The 19,849-nt window shown below is 61.9% G+C and carries 21 protein-coding genes and 1 pseudogene; 16 read left to right on the forward strand and 6 right to left on the reverse strand.

Going from position 1 to position 19,849, the window contains the following annotated elements; genetic code table 11:
- The first annotated feature begins 51 nt into the window (after nucleotides 1-51).
- From RQX22_RS17935 to RQX22_RS17945, 3 genes are read left to right on the forward strand one after another with little or no spacing between them, the layout of a single operon-like run.
- Nucleotides 52-1,401: an MFS transporter gene (locus RQX22_RS17935; protein ID WP_315728369.1), complete on the forward strand. Its 1,350-nt coding sequence runs from the start codon at nucleotides 52-54 to the stop codon at nucleotides 1,399-1,401.
- Nucleotides 1,398-2,747, forward strand: a complete 1,350-nt coding sequence (locus RQX22_RS17940; RefSeq protein WP_315728371.1) for a serine hydrolase domain-containing protein — start codon at nucleotides 1,398-1,400, stop codon at nucleotides 2,745-2,747. Before RQX22_RS17935 ends, RQX22_RS17940 begins: the two co-directional genes overlap by 4 nt.
- A 32-nt stretch (nucleotides 2,748-2,779) precedes the next feature.
- Entirely contained in the window at nucleotides 2,780-4,021 is a 1,242-nt protein-coding gene (locus tag RQX22_RS17945) for an aminotransferase class V-fold PLP-dependent enzyme (protein ID WP_315728373.1), read from the forward strand.
- A gap of 78 nt (nucleotides 4,022-4,099) precedes the next feature.
- On the opposite strand, the gene RQX22_RS17950 is transcribed toward RQX22_RS17945, so the two are convergent.
- The 5 genes from RQX22_RS17950 to RQX22_RS17970 all read right to left on the reverse strand — a co-directional run bounded on the left by RQX22_RS17950 (nucleotide 4,100) and on the right by RQX22_RS17970 (nucleotide 7,184).
- Entirely contained in the window at nucleotides 4,100-4,420 is a 321-nt protein-coding gene (locus RQX22_RS17950) for a LysR family transcriptional regulator (RefSeq protein WP_315728375.1), read from the reverse strand.
- Between the two features lie 35 nt (nucleotides 4,421-4,455).
- Complete coding sequence (locus RQX22_RS17955; protein ID WP_315728377.1) at nucleotides 4,456-6,129, reverse strand: SulP family inorganic anion transporter; 1,674 nt, start codon at nucleotides 6,127-6,129, stop codon at nucleotides 4,456-4,458.
- A gap of 51 nt (nucleotides 6,130-6,180) precedes the next feature.
- Nucleotides 6,181-6,483: a helix-turn-helix domain-containing protein gene (locus RQX22_RS17960; RefSeq protein ID WP_315728379.1), complete on the reverse strand. Its 303-nt coding sequence runs from the start codon at nucleotides 6,481-6,483 to the stop codon at nucleotides 6,181-6,183.
- A gap of 72 nt (nucleotides 6,484-6,555) precedes the next feature.
- The gene (locus tag RQX22_RS17965) at nucleotides 6,556-6,990 is read right to left on the reverse strand and encodes a PspA/IM30 family protein (protein ID WP_315728381.1); all 435 of its coding nucleotides are present in this window, start codon (nucleotides 6,988-6,990) and stop codon (nucleotides 6,556-6,558) included.
- 5 nt (nucleotides 6,991-6,995) lie between these two features.
- Nucleotides 6,996-7,184, reverse strand: coding sequence for a hypothetical protein (locus RQX22_RS17970; RefSeq protein ID WP_315728383.1), 189 nt, complete (start codon nucleotides 7,182-7,184; stop codon nucleotides 6,996-6,998).
- A 602-nt stretch (nucleotides 7,185-7,786) separates the two neighbouring features.
- On the opposite strand from RQX22_RS17970, the gene RQX22_RS17975 reads away from it, so the two are divergent.
- The 10 genes and pseudogenes from RQX22_RS17975 to RQX22_RS18015 all read left to right on the forward strand — a co-directional run bounded on the left by RQX22_RS17975 (nucleotide 7,787) and on the right by RQX22_RS18015 (nucleotide 15,377).
- Complete coding sequence (locus tag RQX22_RS17975; RefSeq protein ID WP_315728384.1) at nucleotides 7,787-8,317, forward strand: DUF983 domain-containing protein; 531 nt, start codon at nucleotides 7,787-7,789, stop codon at nucleotides 8,315-8,317.
- A 252-nt stretch (nucleotides 8,318-8,569) separates the two neighbouring features.
- Entirely contained in the window at nucleotides 8,570-8,815 is a 246-nt protein-coding gene (locus RQX22_RS17980) for a hypothetical protein (protein ID WP_315728387.1), read from the forward strand.
- A 14-nt stretch (nucleotides 8,816-8,829) separates the two neighbouring features.
- Nucleotides 8,830-9,000 (forward strand): annotated as a pseudogene (locus RQX22_RS17985) (IS6 family transposase); the annotation flags it as partial.
- A gap of 30 nt (nucleotides 9,001-9,030) precedes the next feature.
- Nucleotides 9,031-9,234, forward strand: a complete 204-nt coding sequence (locus RQX22_RS19370; protein ID WP_410001662.1) for an aromatic-ring hydroxylase C-terminal domain-containing protein — start codon at nucleotides 9,031-9,033, stop codon at nucleotides 9,232-9,234.
- Nucleotides 9,235-9,526: 292 nt separating this feature from the next.
- Entirely contained in the window at nucleotides 9,527-9,883 is a 357-nt protein-coding gene (locus RQX22_RS17990; RefSeq protein WP_315728391.1) for a helix-turn-helix domain-containing protein, read from the forward strand.
- A complete protein-coding gene (locus tag RQX22_RS17995) occupies nucleotides 9,883-11,163 on the forward strand; it encodes a type II toxin-antitoxin system HipA family toxin (RefSeq protein WP_315728393.1) in 1,281 nt (426 codons plus the stop codon). Before RQX22_RS17990 ends, RQX22_RS17995 begins: the two co-directional genes overlap by 1 nt.
- A 738-nt stretch (nucleotides 11,164-11,901) precedes the next feature.
- Nucleotides 11,902-14,301, forward strand: coding sequence for a heavy metal translocating P-type ATPase (locus RQX22_RS18000; protein WP_315728458.1), 2,400 nt, complete (start codon nucleotides 11,902-11,904; stop codon nucleotides 14,299-14,301).
- A gap of 13 nt (nucleotides 14,302-14,314) precedes the next feature.
- Nucleotides 14,315-14,713, forward strand: a complete 399-nt coding sequence (gene cueR, locus RQX22_RS18005) for a Cu(I)-responsive transcriptional regulator (protein WP_315728460.1) — start codon at nucleotides 14,315-14,317, stop codon at nucleotides 14,711-14,713.
- Nucleotides 14,710-15,123, forward strand: a complete 414-nt coding sequence (locus RQX22_RS18010; protein ID WP_315728395.1) for a hypothetical protein — start codon at nucleotides 14,710-14,712, stop codon at nucleotides 15,121-15,123. The genes cueR and RQX22_RS18010 overlap by 4 nt, the downstream gene beginning before the upstream one ends.
- Before the next feature lie 35 nt (nucleotides 15,124-15,158).
- Nucleotides 15,159-15,377: a hypothetical protein gene (locus RQX22_RS18015; protein WP_315728397.1), complete on the forward strand. Its 219-nt coding sequence runs from the start codon at nucleotides 15,159-15,161 to the stop codon at nucleotides 15,375-15,377.
- 610 nt (nucleotides 15,378-15,987) lie between these two features.
- Here RQX22_RS18015 and RQX22_RS18020 read toward each other — a convergent pair.
- Nucleotides 15,988-16,146 carry a hypothetical protein gene (locus RQX22_RS18020; protein ID WP_315728399.1) on the reverse strand — a complete coding sequence of 53 codons (159 nt, stop codon included), beginning with the start codon at nucleotides 16,144-16,146 and terminating at the stop codon, nucleotides 15,988-15,990.
- Between the two features lie 419 nt (nucleotides 16,147-16,565).
- Between RQX22_RS18020 and RQX22_RS18025 the strand changes: the two genes are divergently transcribed.
- The 3 genes from RQX22_RS18025 (at nucleotide 16,566) to RQX22_RS18035 (ending at nucleotide 19,820) form a co-directional block, all read left to right on the forward strand.
- On the forward strand, nucleotides 16,566-17,150 hold the full coding sequence (locus tag RQX22_RS18025) for an HD-GYP domain-containing protein (RefSeq protein ID WP_315728401.1): 585 nt from the start codon (nucleotides 16,566-16,568) through the stop codon (nucleotides 17,148-17,150).
- A 683-nt stretch (nucleotides 17,151-17,833) separates the two neighbouring features.
- Complete coding sequence (gene pdxH, locus RQX22_RS18030; RefSeq protein WP_315728402.1) at nucleotides 17,834-18,424, forward strand: pyridoxamine 5'-phosphate oxidase; 591 nt, start codon at nucleotides 17,834-17,836, stop codon at nucleotides 18,422-18,424.
- 178 nt (nucleotides 18,425-18,602) lie between these two features.
- Entirely contained in the window at nucleotides 18,603-19,820 is a 1,218-nt protein-coding gene (locus RQX22_RS18035) for an NnrS family protein (RefSeq protein WP_315728404.1), read from the forward strand.
- Nucleotides 19,821-19,849 lie beyond the last annotated feature (29 nt).

The raw sequence follows: 19,849 nt of genomic DNA on the forward strand, positions 1-19,849 counted from the left end.
GGTGCTGAACCGCTTTCGACCCGTCAGGCAAGGCCCTCCGGGCAATTCCTGATGAAAGTCGGACAACCGACTGCTGCGACGATCGAGGAATCTCCAGGCTATGGAAAGGGCGGCTATGCAGTCGCGCTCCTGACGCTCCTGTATACGCTGACCTACATCGATCGCGGCCTGATGACCCTGCTCATCGAACCGATCAAGCTCGACCTGGCGCTCAGCGATACCCAATTGGGCTTTCTGACCGGCATCGCCTTCGGCGTGTTCCACGCGGTGGTGGGCCTCCCAATCGCAAGATGGGCCGACCGCGGAAACCGGGTCACCATCGCTTCGATTTCGATCGGGCTGTGGGCTCTGACCGTTTTGGCCTTTCTCTGGATTCAGAACTTCGTCCAAATGGTCGCCGCTCGGATCGCGGCGGCGGTCGGGGAGGCGGGAGGAATGCCGCCCACCTACTCGCTCATCGGCGATTATTTTCCGGCACCCGCGGCGCGCTTGAGGGCGATGACGGTCTATATGCTCGCCGGGCCGCTTGCATCGTTGATCAGCTATATGGGAGGTGGATGGCTGAACGATCGCATCGGATGGCGCGCCACGTTCGCGGTCATGGCAATCCCCGGCCTCGTCACGATGCTGCTGGTCGCGGCGACCCTGAAGGAACCCCGAAAGGCGGTTGCAGTGGAGCTCGCCGCCGCCCGGACCCAGAAGTCGAGTTGGAGCGTGTTCCGGGAAATCTGGGCCGCCAGATCCTCCCGTCATCTGACCTTGGGTATCGTGCTCCTCTACGCGACCGGCTTCGGCCTGGCCCCCTGGTATGGGGCCTTCATGGTCAGAAGTCATGATCTCAGCACGTCAGTGCTCGGCATCTGGTTCGGGCTCATATTCGGTATATGCGGCGCGATCGGAATCCTTCTCGGCGGTCAGGTCTCGGCGCGCTTCTTCCGGGACGACGAGGCCGCCCAGATCAGGCTGACGGCATTCGTCGTCGCATCAATCGTGCCCTGTTTCTGGGTCTTCCTGCTGATCGGGAATGCGACGGCGGCGCTGCTGATCCTCATTCCGATGACCATCGCCGGAAGCTTCTTTCTCGGACCAATCTTCTCGGTGTTCCAGCGGGTGGTCGGCGGGGAGGCACGGGCCACGTCGATGGCGATCGTGATGCTTGCGGCGAATCTCGTCGGCATGGGCGCCTTTCCCCAAATCGTCGGCATCATCAGCGACCTCCTTCATCCAGCGCTGGGCGAGGATTCGCTTCGTTTCGCGATGCTCGGAGTCTCCATGGTGCGCCTGTGGTCCGCCTATCATTTCCTGCGCGCGGCCCCTTATGTCCGAAGCCACTTCAATGCCGCGGCAAGTGCAGCCGGTCGCGCGCGCCTAACACCAGATGACGGAGCTTCCCTGCCATGACGACAGATTTTGCCGCACTGCTGGGCGACGCGGCCCGGGATGATGAGATAACGGGGGCGTCGTTCGCCTATTGGGGCGGGCAGCGGCTCGAGACGGCAGTTGCTGGTCTTCGTAACAGCGTAACCCGCGATCCGGTCACGCCCGATACGCTGATGCACATCGGCTCGATCACCAAATTGTTCAACACCGTCCTGCTCATGCAGCTGGTCGACGACGGCCTGATCAGCCTTGACGATCCGGTCGTCAGACATCTGCCCGACCTGAAGCTCGGCGATATGGAAGCCCTCCAGCAGATCACCTGCAGGATGCTGGTCAATCATACTAGCGGCATCGATGGGGACATGCCAGACGATCACGGCCCGGACCAGGAACGGATCGTCGATGCGATCGACCGGTGCAGCAGCATGGGCCAGCTCCACGTCCCTGGACAAGCGACGTCCTATTCGAACATTGGCACCGTGATCGCAGGCTATCTCAGCCAGAGATTGCGCGGAATGAGCTGGTACAGCCTAGTGAAGAGGAGATTGTTCGAGCCTCTGGAGATGACTTACTCGCTCGTCGACGTCAGTGAGGCGCCACGCTTCCGGGTAAGTATCGGCGATCAGGTCGATGCCGCCGGCAAGCTCGTGCAAAGCGGAAAGCCTTTCCTTCCGTTGAGCTTCGCTCCCTGCGGAACCACCGCGATGATGACCGCGTCGGATCTGATGATCTTCGCGCGCGCGCTCCTGAACAACGGCGAGGGGCCGAACGGTCGTCGCATCCTCTCTGCGAAGGCGGCCGCGCAGATGGCGCAGGAGACGGCCACGTTCGCGGCGCCGGAGAGCTTGCGCGTCGGCTTGGGCTGGATGCTGCTGCCGGGCGGCGTGCTCACCCATTCGGGCGGAGGGCCCGGCGTCTGGTCCTCGCTTTATGCTCACCCGGCGAGCGGCCGCATCTTCGTCATCCTGACCAACAGCGCCAGGCTCAACGCGCTGAAGGCAAGCCTGATCGATCCCATTCTCAGAGACTGGACGGGCCTCACAAGCACGCTGCCCAGCCGCTTGCCGATGACGGCGGACACCAGTCGCTACGGGGGCTGGTACGAGAACAGCGCGTTCCGCGTCGAAATCTTCTCGGAGAACGGGCGCCTGTTTGGCCGCGGCGCCCTCAAGGTGGATCATTACGAAACGATGGCGGGCGAGCATCCAGCCGTGGAGTTGCACCGCATCGGGGAAGATCGCTTCGAGGCCAGCTCATTGTTGCCAGGACTGGGCACGGACGAGATCGCGTTCGTCGGCACCGATGTCGAGGGAAGGATGCAGGCGATGAGCTGGCTTGCCCGGCTGCTGGTCCGCAGGGGCGCGTGAAGCAGCCGAGAAAGCAGAGCAGAACTGCATCGATGACAGGTGACAGGGTAACCGCCGTCGATTTAGGCGAGATCGATACGCTTCTGCCGCTGGCTGAGGACCGGACCGGCTTCGGGCGCCGCGTGCGGTGCTTATGGTCGCTCGCGCCCGATCTCGTTCCTCTCAATCATGGTTCGTTCGGAGCCTTGCCGCGGTGCGTGGAGGCGGTGCAGCGGCGTTACCAGCGGAAGCTGGAATCCAATCCCGACCGCTTTTTCGAAGATCATGTCCTGCCGCTTGCCGACGAGACTCCGCTGCGGCGGGCTGCGGCGCGTCTTGGCGCATTCGCGGGTGCGCCGGGCGCCGCCATTGCCTTCGTCGAAAATGCGACCGTCGGGATCGAGGCGGTGCTCGACTCGGTCGCGCTGCAGCCTTCGCAGGAGGTGCTCGTCACCTCGCACGGCTACAATGCGGTCAGGCTTGCGGTGGAACGGCGGTGCCGGGCGACCGGCGCGAAGCTTCGCGTCGTCGATCTTCCGATTCCCTGTTCCGAGGAGGAGATTCTCGGGCGGATCGGCGAGGAGGCCCGGGAAGCGGTTCGGCTTGCCGTCATCGATCATGTCACTTCGCCGACCGCCTTGGTCTTTCCGATTGTTGCCATCGCCCCCCTACTTAGGGAACGCGGCATCGCCCTGCTGATCGATGGCGCTCATGCGCTCGGCCAAGTCCCGCTCTCGCTCGCTCGGCTCCGCCCGGACTGGTATGTCTCCAACGCGCATAAATGGCTTTATGCGCCGCGCGGCACCGCAATCCTTCATGCGAGCGGCGAGGCGGCGGCGCTGACCGAGCCGCGTGTAACGAGCCATTTCGCCGGCGTGGGATTCCCGCGCGCCTTCGACTATGTCGGGACGCGCGACTACAGTGCCTGGCTCGCCGCTCCGGCCGGCATGGAATTTCGCCGGGCGCTCGCCGAACGCGGCCTAGCCGCGCATGTCGAGATGTTGCTCGCCGATTGCACAAAGCGGCTCGCCGCCATCGGCGCGGTTCCGGTCGCGCGATCGCCGTCGAGCGCATGGATGCGGTCTTTCATCCTGCCGCAGTGCCGTCCGGCAACGGCTGGAGATGCTGCCGCACTCAGGACCGGCCTCTGGCAGCGCCACCGCATCCAGGTCGCGGCCAGCATGGTTTCGGAAAAGCTCCTGCTGCGTGTGTCGGGCCAGGCCTATGTGGATCTGCAGGATATCGAGCAGCTCTGCGGAACGTTGAGCCGCGAAGGCTGGCCCGGCCGAAGCTGATTTGTCTTCGGCGGTTGGACCGTCAGGTGCTCTAAGCTTCCCGAGTGAGCCGAAGACGGTCGGGGATGCAAGGTCGAGTTATTTTACCGCGAGGCGCAGCGTGATCGATGCTTTGGCGCCGATCGCGGAACTGCCGAGCGATGGCGCAAGGTCGTGTTCAAGGAGGCTAACGCGATCGAGGTGAGCGCAGAGCGTGCGTCCCAGTTCTGTCGGCTCGCAAGGTTGGCCACGGACGAGCAGGATCGCACCAAGCCGTTCCTCAAACCCGCGGACGCGCTGCGAGAGGGCGGATGGCGTTATGCCAAGCAAGGCAGCGCCCCGTTCGAACGACCCTTCGCGGACGATAGCGGCCACCGCTGCAATGGAAGCATAATCAAGCACGATGAAGCTATGCTTCATAGGCTGTAGGTAAACAATAATCGTCCGTTTGTTCGTCAGTCGGCGCTGGCTTTGCCGTCTGCGGAGGCAATCATCGCTAGGGCGTCCAGATAGTTGGAAGCGTGGCTCACCCGGTCGCTATTACGGCCGAGCCCTGCGCGATTGAGCACCTCCATTGGCTGCTTCCGAACGCCGGACAGAATGACCTTGCAATCAGCAACATGCGCCTCATGCACGAAATCCTCGAGTGCCGTCGTCCCACTCGCGTCCAGATAAGGAACAAGGCGCATCCGAAGCACGATGATCCTGGGCGGTTCGCCCATGCCTCGAAGGGTGCTAAGCAGCTCGCCCGCGACCCCGAAGAAGAACGGGCCAAGGATTTGGAAGACCTCGACGCCATTGGGTAACGCGTCGCGTTGGTGTACGTCCTCGGCGTCCGCATCCTGCTCGTTCAGCATAGCGCGACCGTTCACAACGCCGCCGGCCTCGCTCATCTTGGCCATGAACATGAGGGACGCGAGAGTGACACCCACGCCTATCGCCACGGTGAGATCCAGGAAGACAGTGAGGCCGAAGGTGATCAGAAGGACCGCACGCTCCCCCATTGGCATCTTGAGGAGCGCGAAGAACCTCTTTGCCTCGCTCATACCCCAGGCGACCACGAAGAGAATGGCGGCCAGGACCGCCATCGGCACATAGCTCATCACATCCGTTGCAAACAGCATGAACAGCAGGATGAAGACTGCGTGCATTATGCCAGCGACAGGGGTGCGACCTCCGCTTTTCACATTGGTGGCGGTGCGGGCGATGGCTCCGGTGGCTGGCAGGCCCCCGAACATTGCGCTTGCGACGTTGGCTACGCCCTGACCGATCAGCTCCTGGTTTGACCGGTGGCGAAAGCCCGTCATGCCGTCTGCAACTACGCACGAGAGCAGAGCCTCGATTCCTGCCAGGAACGCGATCGTGAAAGCGGAGGGAAGCACCTCTTCGGCTTTCACGAGGGAGAAGGTCGGGATCGAAGGCGCGGGGATCCCTGTGGGCATGTTAGGAAAGCGCGAGCCGATCGTCTCGACCGGAAGCTTCAATAGCGCCACGGCCGCTGCGGCAACGACGACGGCAAATAGGTACGCGGGTAACCGAGGACTGATGCGGCGCGTCGCAAGAATGATCAGCAGCGATGCTAGGCCAACGCCGGCGGTCTCCGGTCTGACGGTGGCGATCGCGTCGAAATAGGCGATCCACTTCTCGACGAACTCTGCCGGGACGTTCGGGATGGCCAAGCCCAGGAAATCCTTCACCTGGCTGGAGGCGATGATGATCGCAATCCCCGCCGTGAAACCCGTCACCACGGGGTGCGGGATGAACTTGATGATCTGTCCGAACCTCACCAGCCCGGCGACGGTCAAGATTGCGCCTGCCATCAAAGTCGCGAGGACGAGACCGTCATAGCCATGCGTCGCGATGACATTGAAGACGACCACCACGAACGCGGCGGTGGGGCCACCTATCTGAACCCTTGACCCCCCAAGGGAAGAAATAAGCAATCCAGCAACGACGGCGGTGATGAGCCCTTTATCCGGCGATGCACCGCTGGCAATCGCAAGCGCCATCGCGAGAGGAAGGGCAACGATCGCTACCGTAAGCCCGGCAATTGCATCGGCGCGGAAGTCTGCTGAAGCATAGCCTCCCCGCAGCACGGTCCAGAGCTTGGGGGTGAAGGCTTGCGGCATTGCGGGGGGATCCAACTACCCTCTCGATTGAATCTGGCTTGAGAGGCGAGCCTAAAGAGCCGCTCCTTCGGTTGCGGGCGGCTTCGAGGCCACGGCGCCCTTTACGGCTGCTTCCTTGAGGCGGACTCCGCGCCCCGATCCGGTGCTCGGACTCCGCTCGCTAATGAGTTCGACACCCGCAGCGTCCAAGGCCTCAATGACTTTCATCAGGGTGTCGATGATCCCGCGAACCTGCCCATCCGAGGCTTCCATTCGCTGGATGGTCGGGAGCGACAGGCCGGCGAGTTCGGAAAGCTGGCGCTGATCGATGCCAAGCAGCGCGCGAGCAGCTCGAACCTGGGCGGAAGTGATCATGTTTGCCTCTCAGTCAAAGATGTATGAAACTTCATTAGTCCGCTGCTGCGCATCTTAAAATGGTCGGCACGATCAGTGATAGGCCAGTCGCTTTTGTGAGGACGTCTGACGGGCTTTCAGATCGCGCAGGAGGTACTGAATCTTGGCGACCTCCTCGTCGGAGGCCCGGATAAGCTCGTCGAGCAAGGCGACCTCGCTCGCTAGGGCAGATGCCTCAGCCAGAGCATTGTGTTTCTCGACCAATGCCGCTCGGGCTAGATCCTCACGCCCCCAGGACAAGACCTCTTCCGCTTTTTGCCCCCAGTTCTCCTCCCGGAACTTGGCCTCCGCCAGACGGCGCCGCCAGTCATGACGATCGGCAAGGCGACCCGACGTCAAACCTCGCACCTCCACGAGCGCTCCCTCGAGCTCGGCGATCATGAGGCGGGAGATTTTTGCAGGATCATCTGCGGTCTGCAGGATCTCCTTCACGCGACGGATCGTGAAGTCCTCGTCATTGCGGAACAAACGGGTCAATTATTCGGCCCCTCGTGCGCGGCGGCAATCCCGTCTCGGCTCTGCACCGACTTGAGCGTATCGTATTCCGCGGTGAGATTCTCCATCTGAGCGCATTGGGCAAACCATTCTGCCGTGAAAGCTCGAGCGCGCTCGATGGCCTTGGATGCTCCCAGGATCTGTGCGCGCTTCGTTCTCTTCGCCACCGCTGCTCTCCAGAGCATGCATCTGATCAACATACTTCCCGTCGAGGCTTCTCTGATCAAGGAGATGCGACTCGGGCACCACGAGCTCAGGGTGGAAAATGGAATCCCTTGTCATCAGGACAACGGGTGATGCTTTAAACATCAAAATACTCCTAGAAGCGTGATGAATGATATGTTACATAGCACTAATCAGGCTGGTGCAACAAGAACTGATTTTTGAGGCTAGCCAGGAGTGACCACGGAGGACCAGATGCCCCATTACCGAGCGACCACACGCGCTCCGGTCGAATTTACCACCGAGCTCACGAGGAGGCATGGCACATTAACGCGAGGACGCGGGGTCGCGACGGAACCGCGAGCTGCTCTCGTCAGCGAGGCAGGGGGGGCGGCCCGTTCAATTGCTATTTCTGCGAAGGGACACACCGGCCAGATTAGATTTGAACTATCCGCCGGAGATGCTGCGGAGCTGATGTTCCAGATTGGCTACGCGCTGGAGCGCGCGGCCGTCCGCGACGCGTCTCTATCGCGCCGCGAGTGTTCGGCCCCGCTCAACCAGTTCGAGGATTTCGTAAGCGTCGGGGTACTGTGCTCAGCTCCGGGAGATGATGGTGGCTGAGATGGTAACCATGGTCGACATGCTCTTTCATCGAGATCATCCCAATGCCACGAGCGTCGACGACGGCAACCTCATTTGCCTGCGACCCTCTTCAGTCATGGGGGCGATCTGGCGGGGGACGGGGGGGCGCTGTCCTCGCTGCGGCTGCACCAGATTGTTCAAGCGCTTTCTGAAGCCGGTAAGTAGGTGTGTGGCCTGCGGCGAAGATTGGAACGCGCGGTCTTCCGACGACTTTCCACCCTATATCGTAATCCTGGTGCTGGGGCACATCATAGCGCCAGGAATGATCGGTCTTGAAACAATGGTTCACCCTCCCTTGTGGGTCCATCTGGTCATCTGGCTGCCGCTGGTGGCAATCCTCGGCGCCGCGTTCATCCAGCCCGCGAAGGGTGGCGTGATGGCGCTGCAGTGGTGGCTCGCGGACGGCAGTGATCAGGCAAGCGAGGCGGCACATAATCCGGAGGGGGCGTCTGCTTCTACGCCAGAGCCTAGCTCTTCAGAATTGCGCGGATGCTGATCTTCTGGATCATTGTCGTGTCCCTCTTGATGATGGGAATATTCCTCGCTGCGACCATCGCCGGCGGACGAGCTCACGATCGCCACAACAGACAGGAAGCAATGAAGGATGCTGAGACGCGAAAGTGACCTCATTAGCGATCAGAACGCCCGGAGAAACAATATGCCAAATACGAATGCGCGAGTTAGCGAGGTGGATGTCACTGTCGCCGTGTTTCGATTCCTTGGAGCGAGCCCCAGCGGAGAGGCATCGGTGGATCAACTGAAGGCCGCTCTCCCCGCATATCTGGACCTCGGCCGTGAAGACCGTGCGCCTTCGTGCATCAGACAGGGTGAACAGGTCTGGGAGCAGCAGCTTCGCAACTTTATCAACCATCGTCTGAAGCCGGGGAATCCGATCAAGGAGGGCCTCGTCTCATTCATGGATGGCCACATTGCCCTCACGCCTGCGGGTCGAGACCAAATTACGCGGCAAGTGCTGGCTGGCAGACAGCCCTGAGGAGAGCTGCTGGACGCGAGCGAGCGATGCAGCGGTTCCGACGGATGAAGACCCTGCAGAAATTCAGCTCAATCCATGCCTGCACCCACAATCTTTCCTCCCAGGAACGCCACCTCATCGACCGCACGACCTACAAAGGCCGCCGCACGGCAGCTCTTGCCGAGTGGCGGAACCTCATGGTCTGAAGCTGCGATAGCACGGCCACAGTCGCGCTAATCAGAGACAAGTGGGGCGACCGGCTGAAGTTGGTAAATGCTATCCATGAGGGTTTCTGGGAGCTTCCAGCCTTCGGAACCGTTGCTGCGCCCCCGGCGCTGCTGATCCGGCCGGATGGGCATATCGCTTGGGTGGGAGAGATCGAAGATCCTAAACTAGAATTGGCTCTCACGAAATGGATCGGGCGGCGAATCAATTTCTAGTGGAACTCTTCCGTGCGGTTCTTGCCCCTCGCGCATTGCAGGCGGCCGCACCAACATCTACGTGCTAATGGCCGGTTCGACCGGTCACTCGCGGAGATCCGAACGTCTGCGCACTGCCCGCCGGCTTTCGGCTAGAGTCTAGAATAGAAAAGCCTGTGGCGCTCTTCCCGTGTGTAAAAAGATGCGGTATTCCGCTCTTTTTGGCATGAGTGTGCGGAATTGCGCTTGAGGCAAGCTTCAAATGATATAAAGCACTATTCCGCACGCTAGAAGAAAACAAGCGGAACAACGCATGAAGACGATGATATTCCCGGGCCTTGGCAGGCAACTGAAGCAAGCGCGTGCCCGGCGCAAACTCACTCAGCCGGCGTTGGGACGAAGGCTGGGGCGTGATCGGGCCCGTATCTCCGAGCTCGAGCGGGACCTCGTCACCAATCGCTTGGGCCGCGACCGGCTCACCTTGTTCGCGGAGATTTGCGACGCCCTGGATCTCATCCCCGTGCTCGTGCCGCGAGCGCAGGCGGGTTCAATCCTGGCTGCACAGGAAGAAGGGACGAACGAGTTCGTCCTAGGCCGCTCACACCGATCTACGTTCGATGAAGTCTTCGTCGATCTGGCCGACGAAGATGATAAGGTCGGTGACGATTGATGGCCATCGCGGCAGCCTTATTGGGCGTGTACCTCCTGACGCCCGACAACCGGGCGGTGCGAGTGGGCACGCTGTCACGCGATCGAGACGGAGCGACGGCTTTCGTCGTTGCAGAAGCCTATCTGCGCGATGAGCGGCGCCCCATCCTGAGCCTCAGCTGGACCTCGCCTGAAGACGAAGAAGAAACCCGCCGCCGGCTGGCCGATCGAGGCGACAAGATCGGTCTTCACGGGTCATTGCCGCCCTGGTTCTCCGGTCTCCTTCCCGAGGGTGCCTTGCGCGAGTTGGTACTAGCGGAGATGGGTCCCGGTAATCACGATCAGTTCGATCTCCTGACGCGGCTTGGTGCCGATTTGCCGGGCGCCGTCCTGATCACGCCGGAAACCGACACGCCTTCCTCTGCGGGGCCTCTCCAGCTCGAGCGTATCCATGGATTCGAAGTTCCACGGCCGGAAGGCATCGTCAAATTCTCACTCGCGGGCGTCCAGCTGAAGTTCGCCGCGCAGATTGAAGGTGACCGACTTACCGTTCCGGCGCGTGCAGGCGAGGGGCGGGGGATCCTCAAGGTGGCGAGCGACCGCTTCGAGGCGCTTCCCGAAACCGAACTTGCCGCGATGCACCTGGCCAAGCTGGTGGGGATCGACACGGCGTCCTGCCGCCTCGTCGCCATGAACCAGGTCGAAGCTATTCCACCCGAGATGCAGTACGGATCCAATGCGCTCCTTGTCGACCGCTTCGACCGCAGCGATGACGGTCGCCGGCTTCACATTGAGGATGCCGGGCAGATCGTCGGCGCGATTGGGGAGCGCAAATATACCATGGCCACAACTGAAACCGTTCTTAACATGATACGGAGATTCAGCACCGACTGGCGCGCGGATGTGCTCGAAGGTTTTCGCCGCGTCATCGTTGATGTGCTCATCGGAAATGGCGACAATCACCTCAAGAACTGGTCCTTCATCTTCCCCAAACCAGGCGAAATCCGCCTGTCGCCCGCTTATGACATCGTACCGACCGTCCTTTATGCCCCGCAGGACACGCTCGCCCTACGGTTCGCCGGCACCCATAATTTCGCCAATGTCAGCTTTCGTCGGGTGCGGCGCATTGCAGACTATCTCGGCCTGGACCCGGATTGGATAGAGCATGAAATGAAGGGCCTCGTTCGACAAGCGCTCAATGTCTGGCCCGAGGAGATCGGGAGGCTCCTTGAAAAGCAGCGGGCCCGACGATTGATCGAACGCCTGGAGAGGCTGACGCTTGTAAGCGAAGCGAGGAGCTAGGGTACTGCCTATGGCGACCCTCCTAGATCGCCCGCGTTCTGCGCTGAGGGAGTCAAGCTCCATACGGTCGAAGGTCCCACTCATCCCATATCAGGCGTCCCAATCCGTCTATTGCGAATCCAGCTGCAGACAGCGCGAGTTGAACTCCCCGGCGGCGTTGTCAGACGAAATACACCTCATGGTAAGGAGCGATGGGGCAGGGGCAGTGGATGTCTCGTCGCCGCAAGCCCGGCGCTCCCATGAATCAGCTCGCGGTGCTGAGAAGGGTCGGCGACAGCTTTATGTATCTAAGTGGAGCGGTGGCGAGTGAGGGACTGAGTGTGGGACTGAATTAAGTGCCGCTTTATTTATCGTTATTGGCCCAAGGGTTAATTTGATTGCTTGCTCCCACCCTCGCCACGGTAAGTCATCGATCTTATTGGAAAATATTTGGACTAACCAAGCTACGCCCTGAATTTGATCCCGCAGAGGGATTCGAACCGCATTCACATGAGGGGAGATGTCCTACCTGCCGACGAAGGGCTCACATAACTGCCTGTTATCGCACGCCGGTCCATTCTATTACAACGTCCGCTCAGCGCCCAATACTTGTCATTCAGGGTCACTCTGGACATCGCCAAGATGGGACATTCGTCCGGGGCTCATGCGAACCGGCGCTCCCGATCCGTGCGAAGAGTGCGGTGTCAGTCTCGCGAGACAGCATCCGCTTGACTCTGACATAGTGTCAAACATCATGTGATGGTCCACGGGAGCCGAATCGCTGGTTCCCAAAGGAGAACCGCTGTGGACACGACACACGAGGGCAGCTGCTGCCAACATGACCACTCTGCGGCGACCGGGCCGGGAATCGAGAATGACCCGGTCTGTGGTATGACAGTCGCTCCATCGGTCACGGTCCATCATCACGAGATCGGCGGCACGGCTTACCATTTCTGCAGCGCCGGGTGCCGGAGCAAGTTCATCGCCGATCCGCATCGCTACCTGCATCCAAAGGCTGAGGCGGCCGCGGCGGAGGACGTTGCCGAGGGCGCGATCTGGACGTGCCCGATGCACCCTCAGATCCGGCAGGCCGGACCGGGCAGCTGCCCGATCTGCGGTATGGCGCTGGAGCCCGAGATGCCGACGCTTGAGAAGGGCCCCAACCCCGAGCTCGTCGACATGAACCGCCGCTTCTGGGTGAGCGCGGTCTTCTCGCTGCCGCTGCTGGTTTTGGCAATGGGTACCGAGTTGTTCGGCTGGCACTGGCTGCCGATGACGATGGTGGTCTGGGTGCAGATGGCACTCGCGACCCCCGTCGTTCTGTGGGCCGGCTGGCCGTTCTTCGAGCGAGGTTTGGCTTCGTTGAAGAGCCGCAACCTCAATATGTTCACTCTAATTTGCCTCGGCGTCGGCGTGGCTTATTCCTACAGCCTGGTCGCTACATTCTCCCCTGGGCTGTTCCCCCCCTCGTTCCGAACGATGGGAGGGATGGTGCCGGTCTATTTCGAAGCGGCGGCAGTGATCACAACGCTGGTGCTGCTGGGCCAGGTGCTGGAGCTGCGTGCGCGATCGGCCACCGGCAGGGCTATCCGTGCCCTGCTTGGACTTGCGCCGAAGACGGCCCGCGTCGTCCGCGAGGATGGCCGGGAGGAGGATGTGGAGCTCGAGCATGTGAGAGCCGGAGACGTGCTTCGTGTGCGGCCCGGCGAGAAGGTGCCGGTCGACGGCGTGGTGGTCGAGGGTCGCTCCTCCGTCGATGAGTCGATGATCAGCGGCGAGCCCATTCCGGTCGAGAAGGTACCCGGCGAGAAGATCACCGGAGCCACCATCAACGGCACCGGCAGCTTGCTAATGCGTGCGGAGCGGGTCGGCAAGGATACGACGCTGTCGCAGATCGTGCAAATGGTCGTCGAGGCGCAGCGCTCGCGCGCGCCGATCCAAGCCCTCGCGGACAAGGTGTCCGGCTGGTTCGTGCCGACGGTCGTGCTGATTGCCATCCTCGCCTTCGGCATCTGGGCCCTGTTCGGTCCTGAGCCGGCGATGAGCTTTGCTCTCGTCAACGCCGTGGCGGTGCTCATCATAGCCTGTCCTTGTGCCCTCGGTCTTGCGACGCCGATGTCGATCATGGTCGGGACCGGCCGCGGCGCCAGCGTGGGCGTACTAGTCAAGAACGCCGAGGCGCTTGAGCTGATGGAGAAGATCGACACGCTGGTGGTCGACAAGACGGGCACGCTGACCCTTGGGAAGCCCAAGCTTGTAGGCGTGGTTACGGCCGAAGGCGCCGAGGAAGCGGACGTTCTGCGCCTGGCGGCGGGGTTGGAGCGCGGCAGCGAGCATCCTCTCGCCGCGGCGATCGTCGAGCGTGCGCAGGAGCGCGGCCTCGATCTGCCGGCGACCTCGGATTTCGCCTCCCATACCGGCAAGGGCGTCAGCGGGTCCGTTGAAGGGCGCAAGGTGGCGCTAGGCAACAAGGTCCTGCTGGCGGACCTGGGGATTGACGCCTCGCCCCTTCTCGCACGTGCCGACGACATGCGCTCCGAAGGTCAGGGCGTGATGTTCGTGGCCGTTGACGGGAAGCTTGCCGGGCTCCTTGCCGTCGCCGATCCGATCAAGGAGAGCGCGGCCCAGGCGATTGCCGGCCTTCGCAAGGACGGCGTGCGCCTAGTCATGCTGACGGGCGACAACCAGCGGACAGCGGATGCGGTGGCGCGCCGGATCGGCGGCATCGACGATGTGATCGCCGATGTGCTGCCGGACCAGAAGCAGGCCGTAGTCGAGCGCCTGCGCGCGTCCGGGCGCTGGGTGGCCATGGCAGGGGACGGCATCAACGACGCCCCTGCGCTGGCGGCCGCCGACGTGGGGATCGCCATGGGGACTGGCACGGACGTGGCGATGGAGAGCGCATCGGTCACGCTCGTCAAAGGCGACCTTGGCGGCATCGTGCGGGCGCGGCGGCTGAGCCGGGCGGTGATGCGTAATATCCGCCAGAACCTCTTCTTCTCCTTCGTGTTCAACGCTGCGGGCGTGCCGATTGCCGCAGGTGTCCTCTATCCGGTCACTGGGCTGCTGCTCAGCCCGATCATCGCCGGCGCCGCCATGGCGTTCAGCTCCGTTGCCGTAATCGGCAACTCGCTGCGCCTTCGCGCGGTTCGGCTGTAAGGAGCCAATGGCGATGAAGATCGGAGTGGTGTCGACCAAGTCCGGCGTGAGCCAGCGCATGATCCGCCATTATGAGAAGATCGGGCTCATGCCGAAGGCGGCGCGGCGGGACTCCGGCTACCGCGACTATGACGAGCGGGACCTCCATACGCTGCGCTTCATTCGTCGGGCGCGTGACCTCGGCTTCTCGATCGAGGAGATCAGCCAGCTTGTGGCGCTGTGGCACGATCGTGGCCGCGCAAGCGCGGAGGTGAAGAAACTGGCGCTCGCCCGCGCCGCTGACCTGGACCGGAAGGCGCGGCATCTGGACGAGATGCGGCGCTCGCTCGAGCATCTGGCGCAGTGCTGCCACGGCGACGATCGGCCCGAGTGCCCGATTCTCGGCAGTCTTGAGGGGGCGGAAGCATCATGATGCGTCGCTCCGTTGCAACCTTCCGGCCGCTGGCTTATTTGCCCCTCATGCTGGCGACGCGTCTCATGCGTATCATGACGATCATGGCGGTGCTCCTCGCGCCGCTCGGGATGATCGGCGGCACTTCGGTCCAGGCGGCGACTCATCATCCCGCGAGTGCGACTACGCATCATGCCGAGGCTATGCCGGGTATGGATCACTGCGCAGGCATGCAGAAGGGCGACGACAAGTCGAAGAGCCACCCGGCCCAGCAGCATGACTGCATGATGGCCTGTGCGGCGATCCCGTCATTCGGGTCCGACGTCCCCGCTAAGCCAATGGCGCCGAGCGCGATCGTTCCGATCCCGTTAGCGAGGAGCGGTCACGGTCTTAACCCGGAGGCAGCGACGCCCCCTCCACGATTTGCCTGAGATTCGAGAACCAACTCAATCTCAGGAGTATGACAATGAAAACGATACTGGCTGCGGTCGCTTTTGCGATCGCTCTCCCCGCCGTCGCTCACGCGCAGGCGGCTCCCCAACCGGCGCCAGCGCCGAAGAAGCACTGCTGCTGCGAAGACAAGTCCAAGCCGATGGATTGCTGTGACGAGTACGGCAAGGGAAAGAGCGGCAATGACGCTCATACCGGCCACGACATGGGCCAGCCCCAGCAGCACCAACAGTAAGTCACGAAGGAGGCGGCGGCCGTTCGCCGCCGCCTCTGCCCGTCGACATTGGAGTGTAGAAAAGTGAAAACCAGTTTTGTGGCCGGGGCGTGCGTCCTCGGCTTCATCACCCCTGGGCCGGCTAATGCTCAGCACCAGGGTCATCGAGGGCATGTAATGCCGGCGACGAAGCCCGCGCCGAGGCTGGCACCCTCCCCGGCACTGAAGCCGGCGCCTCGGCCCCACGACGGGCACGATATGAGGGGCATGGAGGGGATGCAGACGCCGGTTGAGGCCGAGCCTCCCGCAGCTCCGGTAACGGCGCAGCCGATGGACCATTCCAGCCACAACACGCCGACTGCCGAAGCGAGGCGGGACACCGCGGCCCGGCCGGAGCCTATGGACCACAGCGGCCACGCCATGTCTGCCGAGGATAGCGCAGTGGCAGGTCCGCCGATGTACCATTCCACCATGCCCGGGATGGGCCACGAGATGCGCGGCGCCCTCGGCCCTACTCGACGAGCCGGGAAGCCTCCGGGATGGCCTGGCAGCCGGACTCCTCCATCCACAGCGGCCTCGAGGCGATGGCCGGCAAGTGGATGCTGATGGGGCACGGGGTGCTGAACAGCGTCTACCACTGGCAGGAGGGTACGCGCGGTGGGGAAAAGATCTTCGCCTCGGGGATGTTGATGGGTAGGCGTAGCAACTCAACTTCGCATTCGCCCTGTTCGAGAATTGTGAACAGCTGTTCGGCCTGCTCCGCCAATATATCCACTAAATTGCTGATCATTTGTGAAAGTATAGAGTCGTAAACCTGCTTCCCTTGCAAACCACCAGCCCATGCCCGGTATCGTGCAGCTTTTTAACCAATCGCGCGTACCCCGTTACGACGAGGATGTCGTGAACTTGGAGTAACCATGCGTGGATTCGAAGATATTTCATCGGGAGCTTTGCAGGCTCCTTTGATAACGTACGGCTGGCACTGGCATTGGTTCTGAATCAGACTACGGCTCCGCTCCGGTCAAGGATGCGGCTGTGGAGCCTCGTTCGCTCTGGGATCGTGATGAAGTATCTGGTTGGTCGTACGATCAACGACCGGCTCTGTGAGCCGACTGTGCAGTGACATTAGCGGTGACCTGGTCAATATCCTCTCGATCTCCCTATCACGCGAGAAACCGGCGGGCGCCATTCGCCGGACCAAGCTTATCGATGGGAAAACCGCACGAGCTAAGCACTCAAGATGCGTATCGGCTCACGATCGAAAAGCATCAAAGCAGGGTCGGTGCTTTGAGCAGAGTTCTCGCACTGCAAATGGGGTTTGGAGATCATGAGGTCTCTCTCATTGCTGATGCGGCAGTTCTGCACGACATCGGCAAGGTTTTCGTGCCCACAACCTACATGCAAAAACCCGGCCCCTTAAGTGAAAGGGAAAAGGAGGTCGTTCGCCAGCACCCTATCTGGGGGTACACGATTTTGTCCCAGTGTTCGAACACTACCCAGCACCTGGCGGCGATAGTTGCACTTCAGCACCACGAAAACTGGGATGGAAGCGGATACCCCTATGGTCTTTCAGGAGCGCAAATTTCTCAAGAGGCGCGTATCGTCTCCATCTGCGATGTGTATGATGCTCTGCGGGACGATCGCCCATACCGCGCCGGAATGACTCATAAGCACGCGCTCGAAGTCATCACGCAAGGCGACGGACGCACTAAACCCAGCATGTTCGATCCAGCCGTGCACGAAGCATTTTTGGCGTGCAGTTCCGAGCTTTCGCGGGTGTTCGCGACATCCTAGTGACAAAGATAGGTCTGCGGCTCGACGCGCCTTTTGCCTAATCGCTACTCTCGATCAATAGCTATCTTGAACCAGAAGTTCGTTCGATCTTGGTTCTATCGGGGGCATTTCTGAGGCAGAAGCGCTCGATTGAGGTGAGGATGTCATCGGCAGATTTGGTCCAGCGGAAAGGCTGGGGGTCGGCGTTGTGCTGATCGATGAAGGTAGCGATCGCTTCATGCAGCGCATCGACGCTGCGGTGGGCGCCGCCCCTGATTTGGCGGTCGGTGAGGAGCGAGAAGAAGCGTTCGATGTGAGGCCGGCCACGAGCTAAAGCTCGTTAGGCCCAAGCTCCGCGTCAGACACTGCTTGGACGAGGGCAGCGGAGACGGTCGTCGCCAGCAGCGGCCAGTGTGCAGGAATCACGGCTGGTTGTCCGGCGCGATCCAGGATTGCCGGTCCCGAGCGCTCAACGAGCAAGCTGCTCGCACGGGCGATGGTATGGGAGTCGCGATCCGTTTCCTGATTCATGTCACTCTCGGCGCGCTGGATGCGGGAGTCACGGGCGGACCGCCTTGACCTGGATCACCGGTTTTCGAATCCAATGAGGAAATAGAGGGCAATACCGATGCACAGGATCGACAACCCATATGATTGGCCAGACCTCGCTTTCCTCCTCCTTCGCCGCTGCCCGACATTGAATCATGGCTGGCCAAGTCGCAGATCTGTGCGTTTCCGGCCCTCGAGATATGGCGGGTGGGCTGAGCCTGTTTCGTTCGTGGCTGGAGGAGGCAGTTCGGGCGGGTGTGATCGAGCCCACAGCGATGGTTCTCGCCACCGCAACATGCAGGGGCACTCCTTCCGTACGAATGGTGCTGCTCAAGGTTTGTGACGAGCACGGTTTCGTCTTCTACACCAATCATTCGAGCCGCAAGGGAGAGGAGTTGGCGGAAAATCCGCAGGCTACATTGTGCTTCAACTGGCCCGAGATCGCCAGGCGCGTCAGCGTAGAAGGCAGGGTTGAACCGGTCGCGCCAGAAGAAGCCGATGCCTATTTTGATAGCCGCCCATGGCAATCGCGCATTGGAGCCTGGGCTTCACGTCAATCCCAGCCATTGCGCAGTCGCGCGCAACTGCTGAGGCGCGTAGCCTATTTCTCCATAAGGTTGGGTTTGGGCGCATTGGAACGTCCATCCTTCTGGTCGGGTTTTCGCGTGATCCCGGAGCGCATTTATTTTGATTTTCTTGAAGAAAACATCTCGCTGACTTTTCCGGCTGTTCAGGGAGCTGGCTGAGATCAGAAAGGGGATGTTGGGAAATCTACGTATCTGCTGCGTCCACAGGCGCGCCTAGAGGGATGTCAATAACGGAAGCGAGTGCCCGCGTGAGCAAGTCCCCCATTTCAACGAATGAGATTGAAACCATCGCCTCGCGCCGAAGAGGTCAACAGGACGGCGAAGCCGGAGCACCAAGATGATCACCAGAGGCGAACAAATGCTTGAATTGCGGCGGATGCGGATGACGGCCTCGCCAGCATTTCTGCGCGGCGGGTTCCGGCCCTTCTATTTCGGAGGCGCCGCCTGGGCGGTCGTCGCGCTGACATTATGGCTAGTGGCGCTCGCCGGCGGCGTCGTCCTCCCCACGGTCATGGAGCCGCTTGCCTGGCACCGGCATGAAATGCTGTTCGGCTTCGTCGGCGCGGTGATCGCCGGCTTCCTCCTGACTGCGATCCCTAACTGGACCGGGCGGCTGCCGATCGCCGGGCTGCCGTTGGCGGCGCTCGCTGGGCTATGGCTGGCGGCGAGGATGGCGATCCTGTTCTCGGCCTCGATCGGCGCCGGCCTGGCAGCGGCGCTGGACATCGGTTTCTTCCTCGTACTCGCCGCCGTTGCCGGGCGCGAAGTACTCGCCGCGAAGAACCGCAATTTCCCGATCGTTCTGGTCGTGCTTCTGTTCGCTTTCGCGAGCGCTACCGACCATGCGGAGGCGATGGGTGCCGGCGTGGCGCCGGGCCTCGGCGCGCATGCCGGTATCTTGCTGGTGGTCGTTCTGATCTCGCTGATCGGCGGACGGATCATCCCGTCCTTCACCCGCAACTGGCTCGCCAAGCAAGGCGAGAAGCACCGCCTGCCGGGCCAGCCGACGCGCTTCGACATAGGCGCTATCGCGATCACCGTGCTCGCAATGGCGGCGTGGACGGCCGCTCCGTTCCATCGCGTTGCCGGCCTGCTCCTGTTGCTTGCGGGAACCGCCCAGCTCGCGCGCCTCTCGCGCTGGGGCGGCGCGCGATCGGTGCGCGATCCGCTTGTCTTCATCCTCCACGTCGGCTTCGCTTGGCTGCCTGTCGGCTTGCTCTTGCTCGGCGCGAGCATATTCGTCGCCGCCGTCCCGAGAACCGCCGCGATCCATGCGCTGACGGCGGGCGCGATGGGGTCGATGATCCTCGCGGTGATGACCCGCTCGACGCTTGGCCATACCGGCCGGGCGCTTCGCGCGGACGGGGCCACCGTGGCGATCTACGTGCTGGTCACCGCCGGGGCCTTGCTCCGGGTATCGGCGCCTTTCGGCTTGTTCGACTACACGCTTTCCATGCGATGGAGCGCCGTCGGCTGGGGCGGCGCTTTCCTGCTCTTCCTCATTGTGTACGGCCCCATCCTGTTTCGCCACCGGCTCGGCGATCCGACAAAATAAGCGGCCAGTCGTTCGATATACGGCTACCC

It is taken from the genome of Sphingosinicella rhizophila (assembly GCF_032378825.1).
GTDB lineage: Bacteria > Pseudomonadota > Alphaproteobacteria > Sphingomonadales > Sphingomonadaceae > Allosphingosinicella > Allosphingosinicella rhizophila.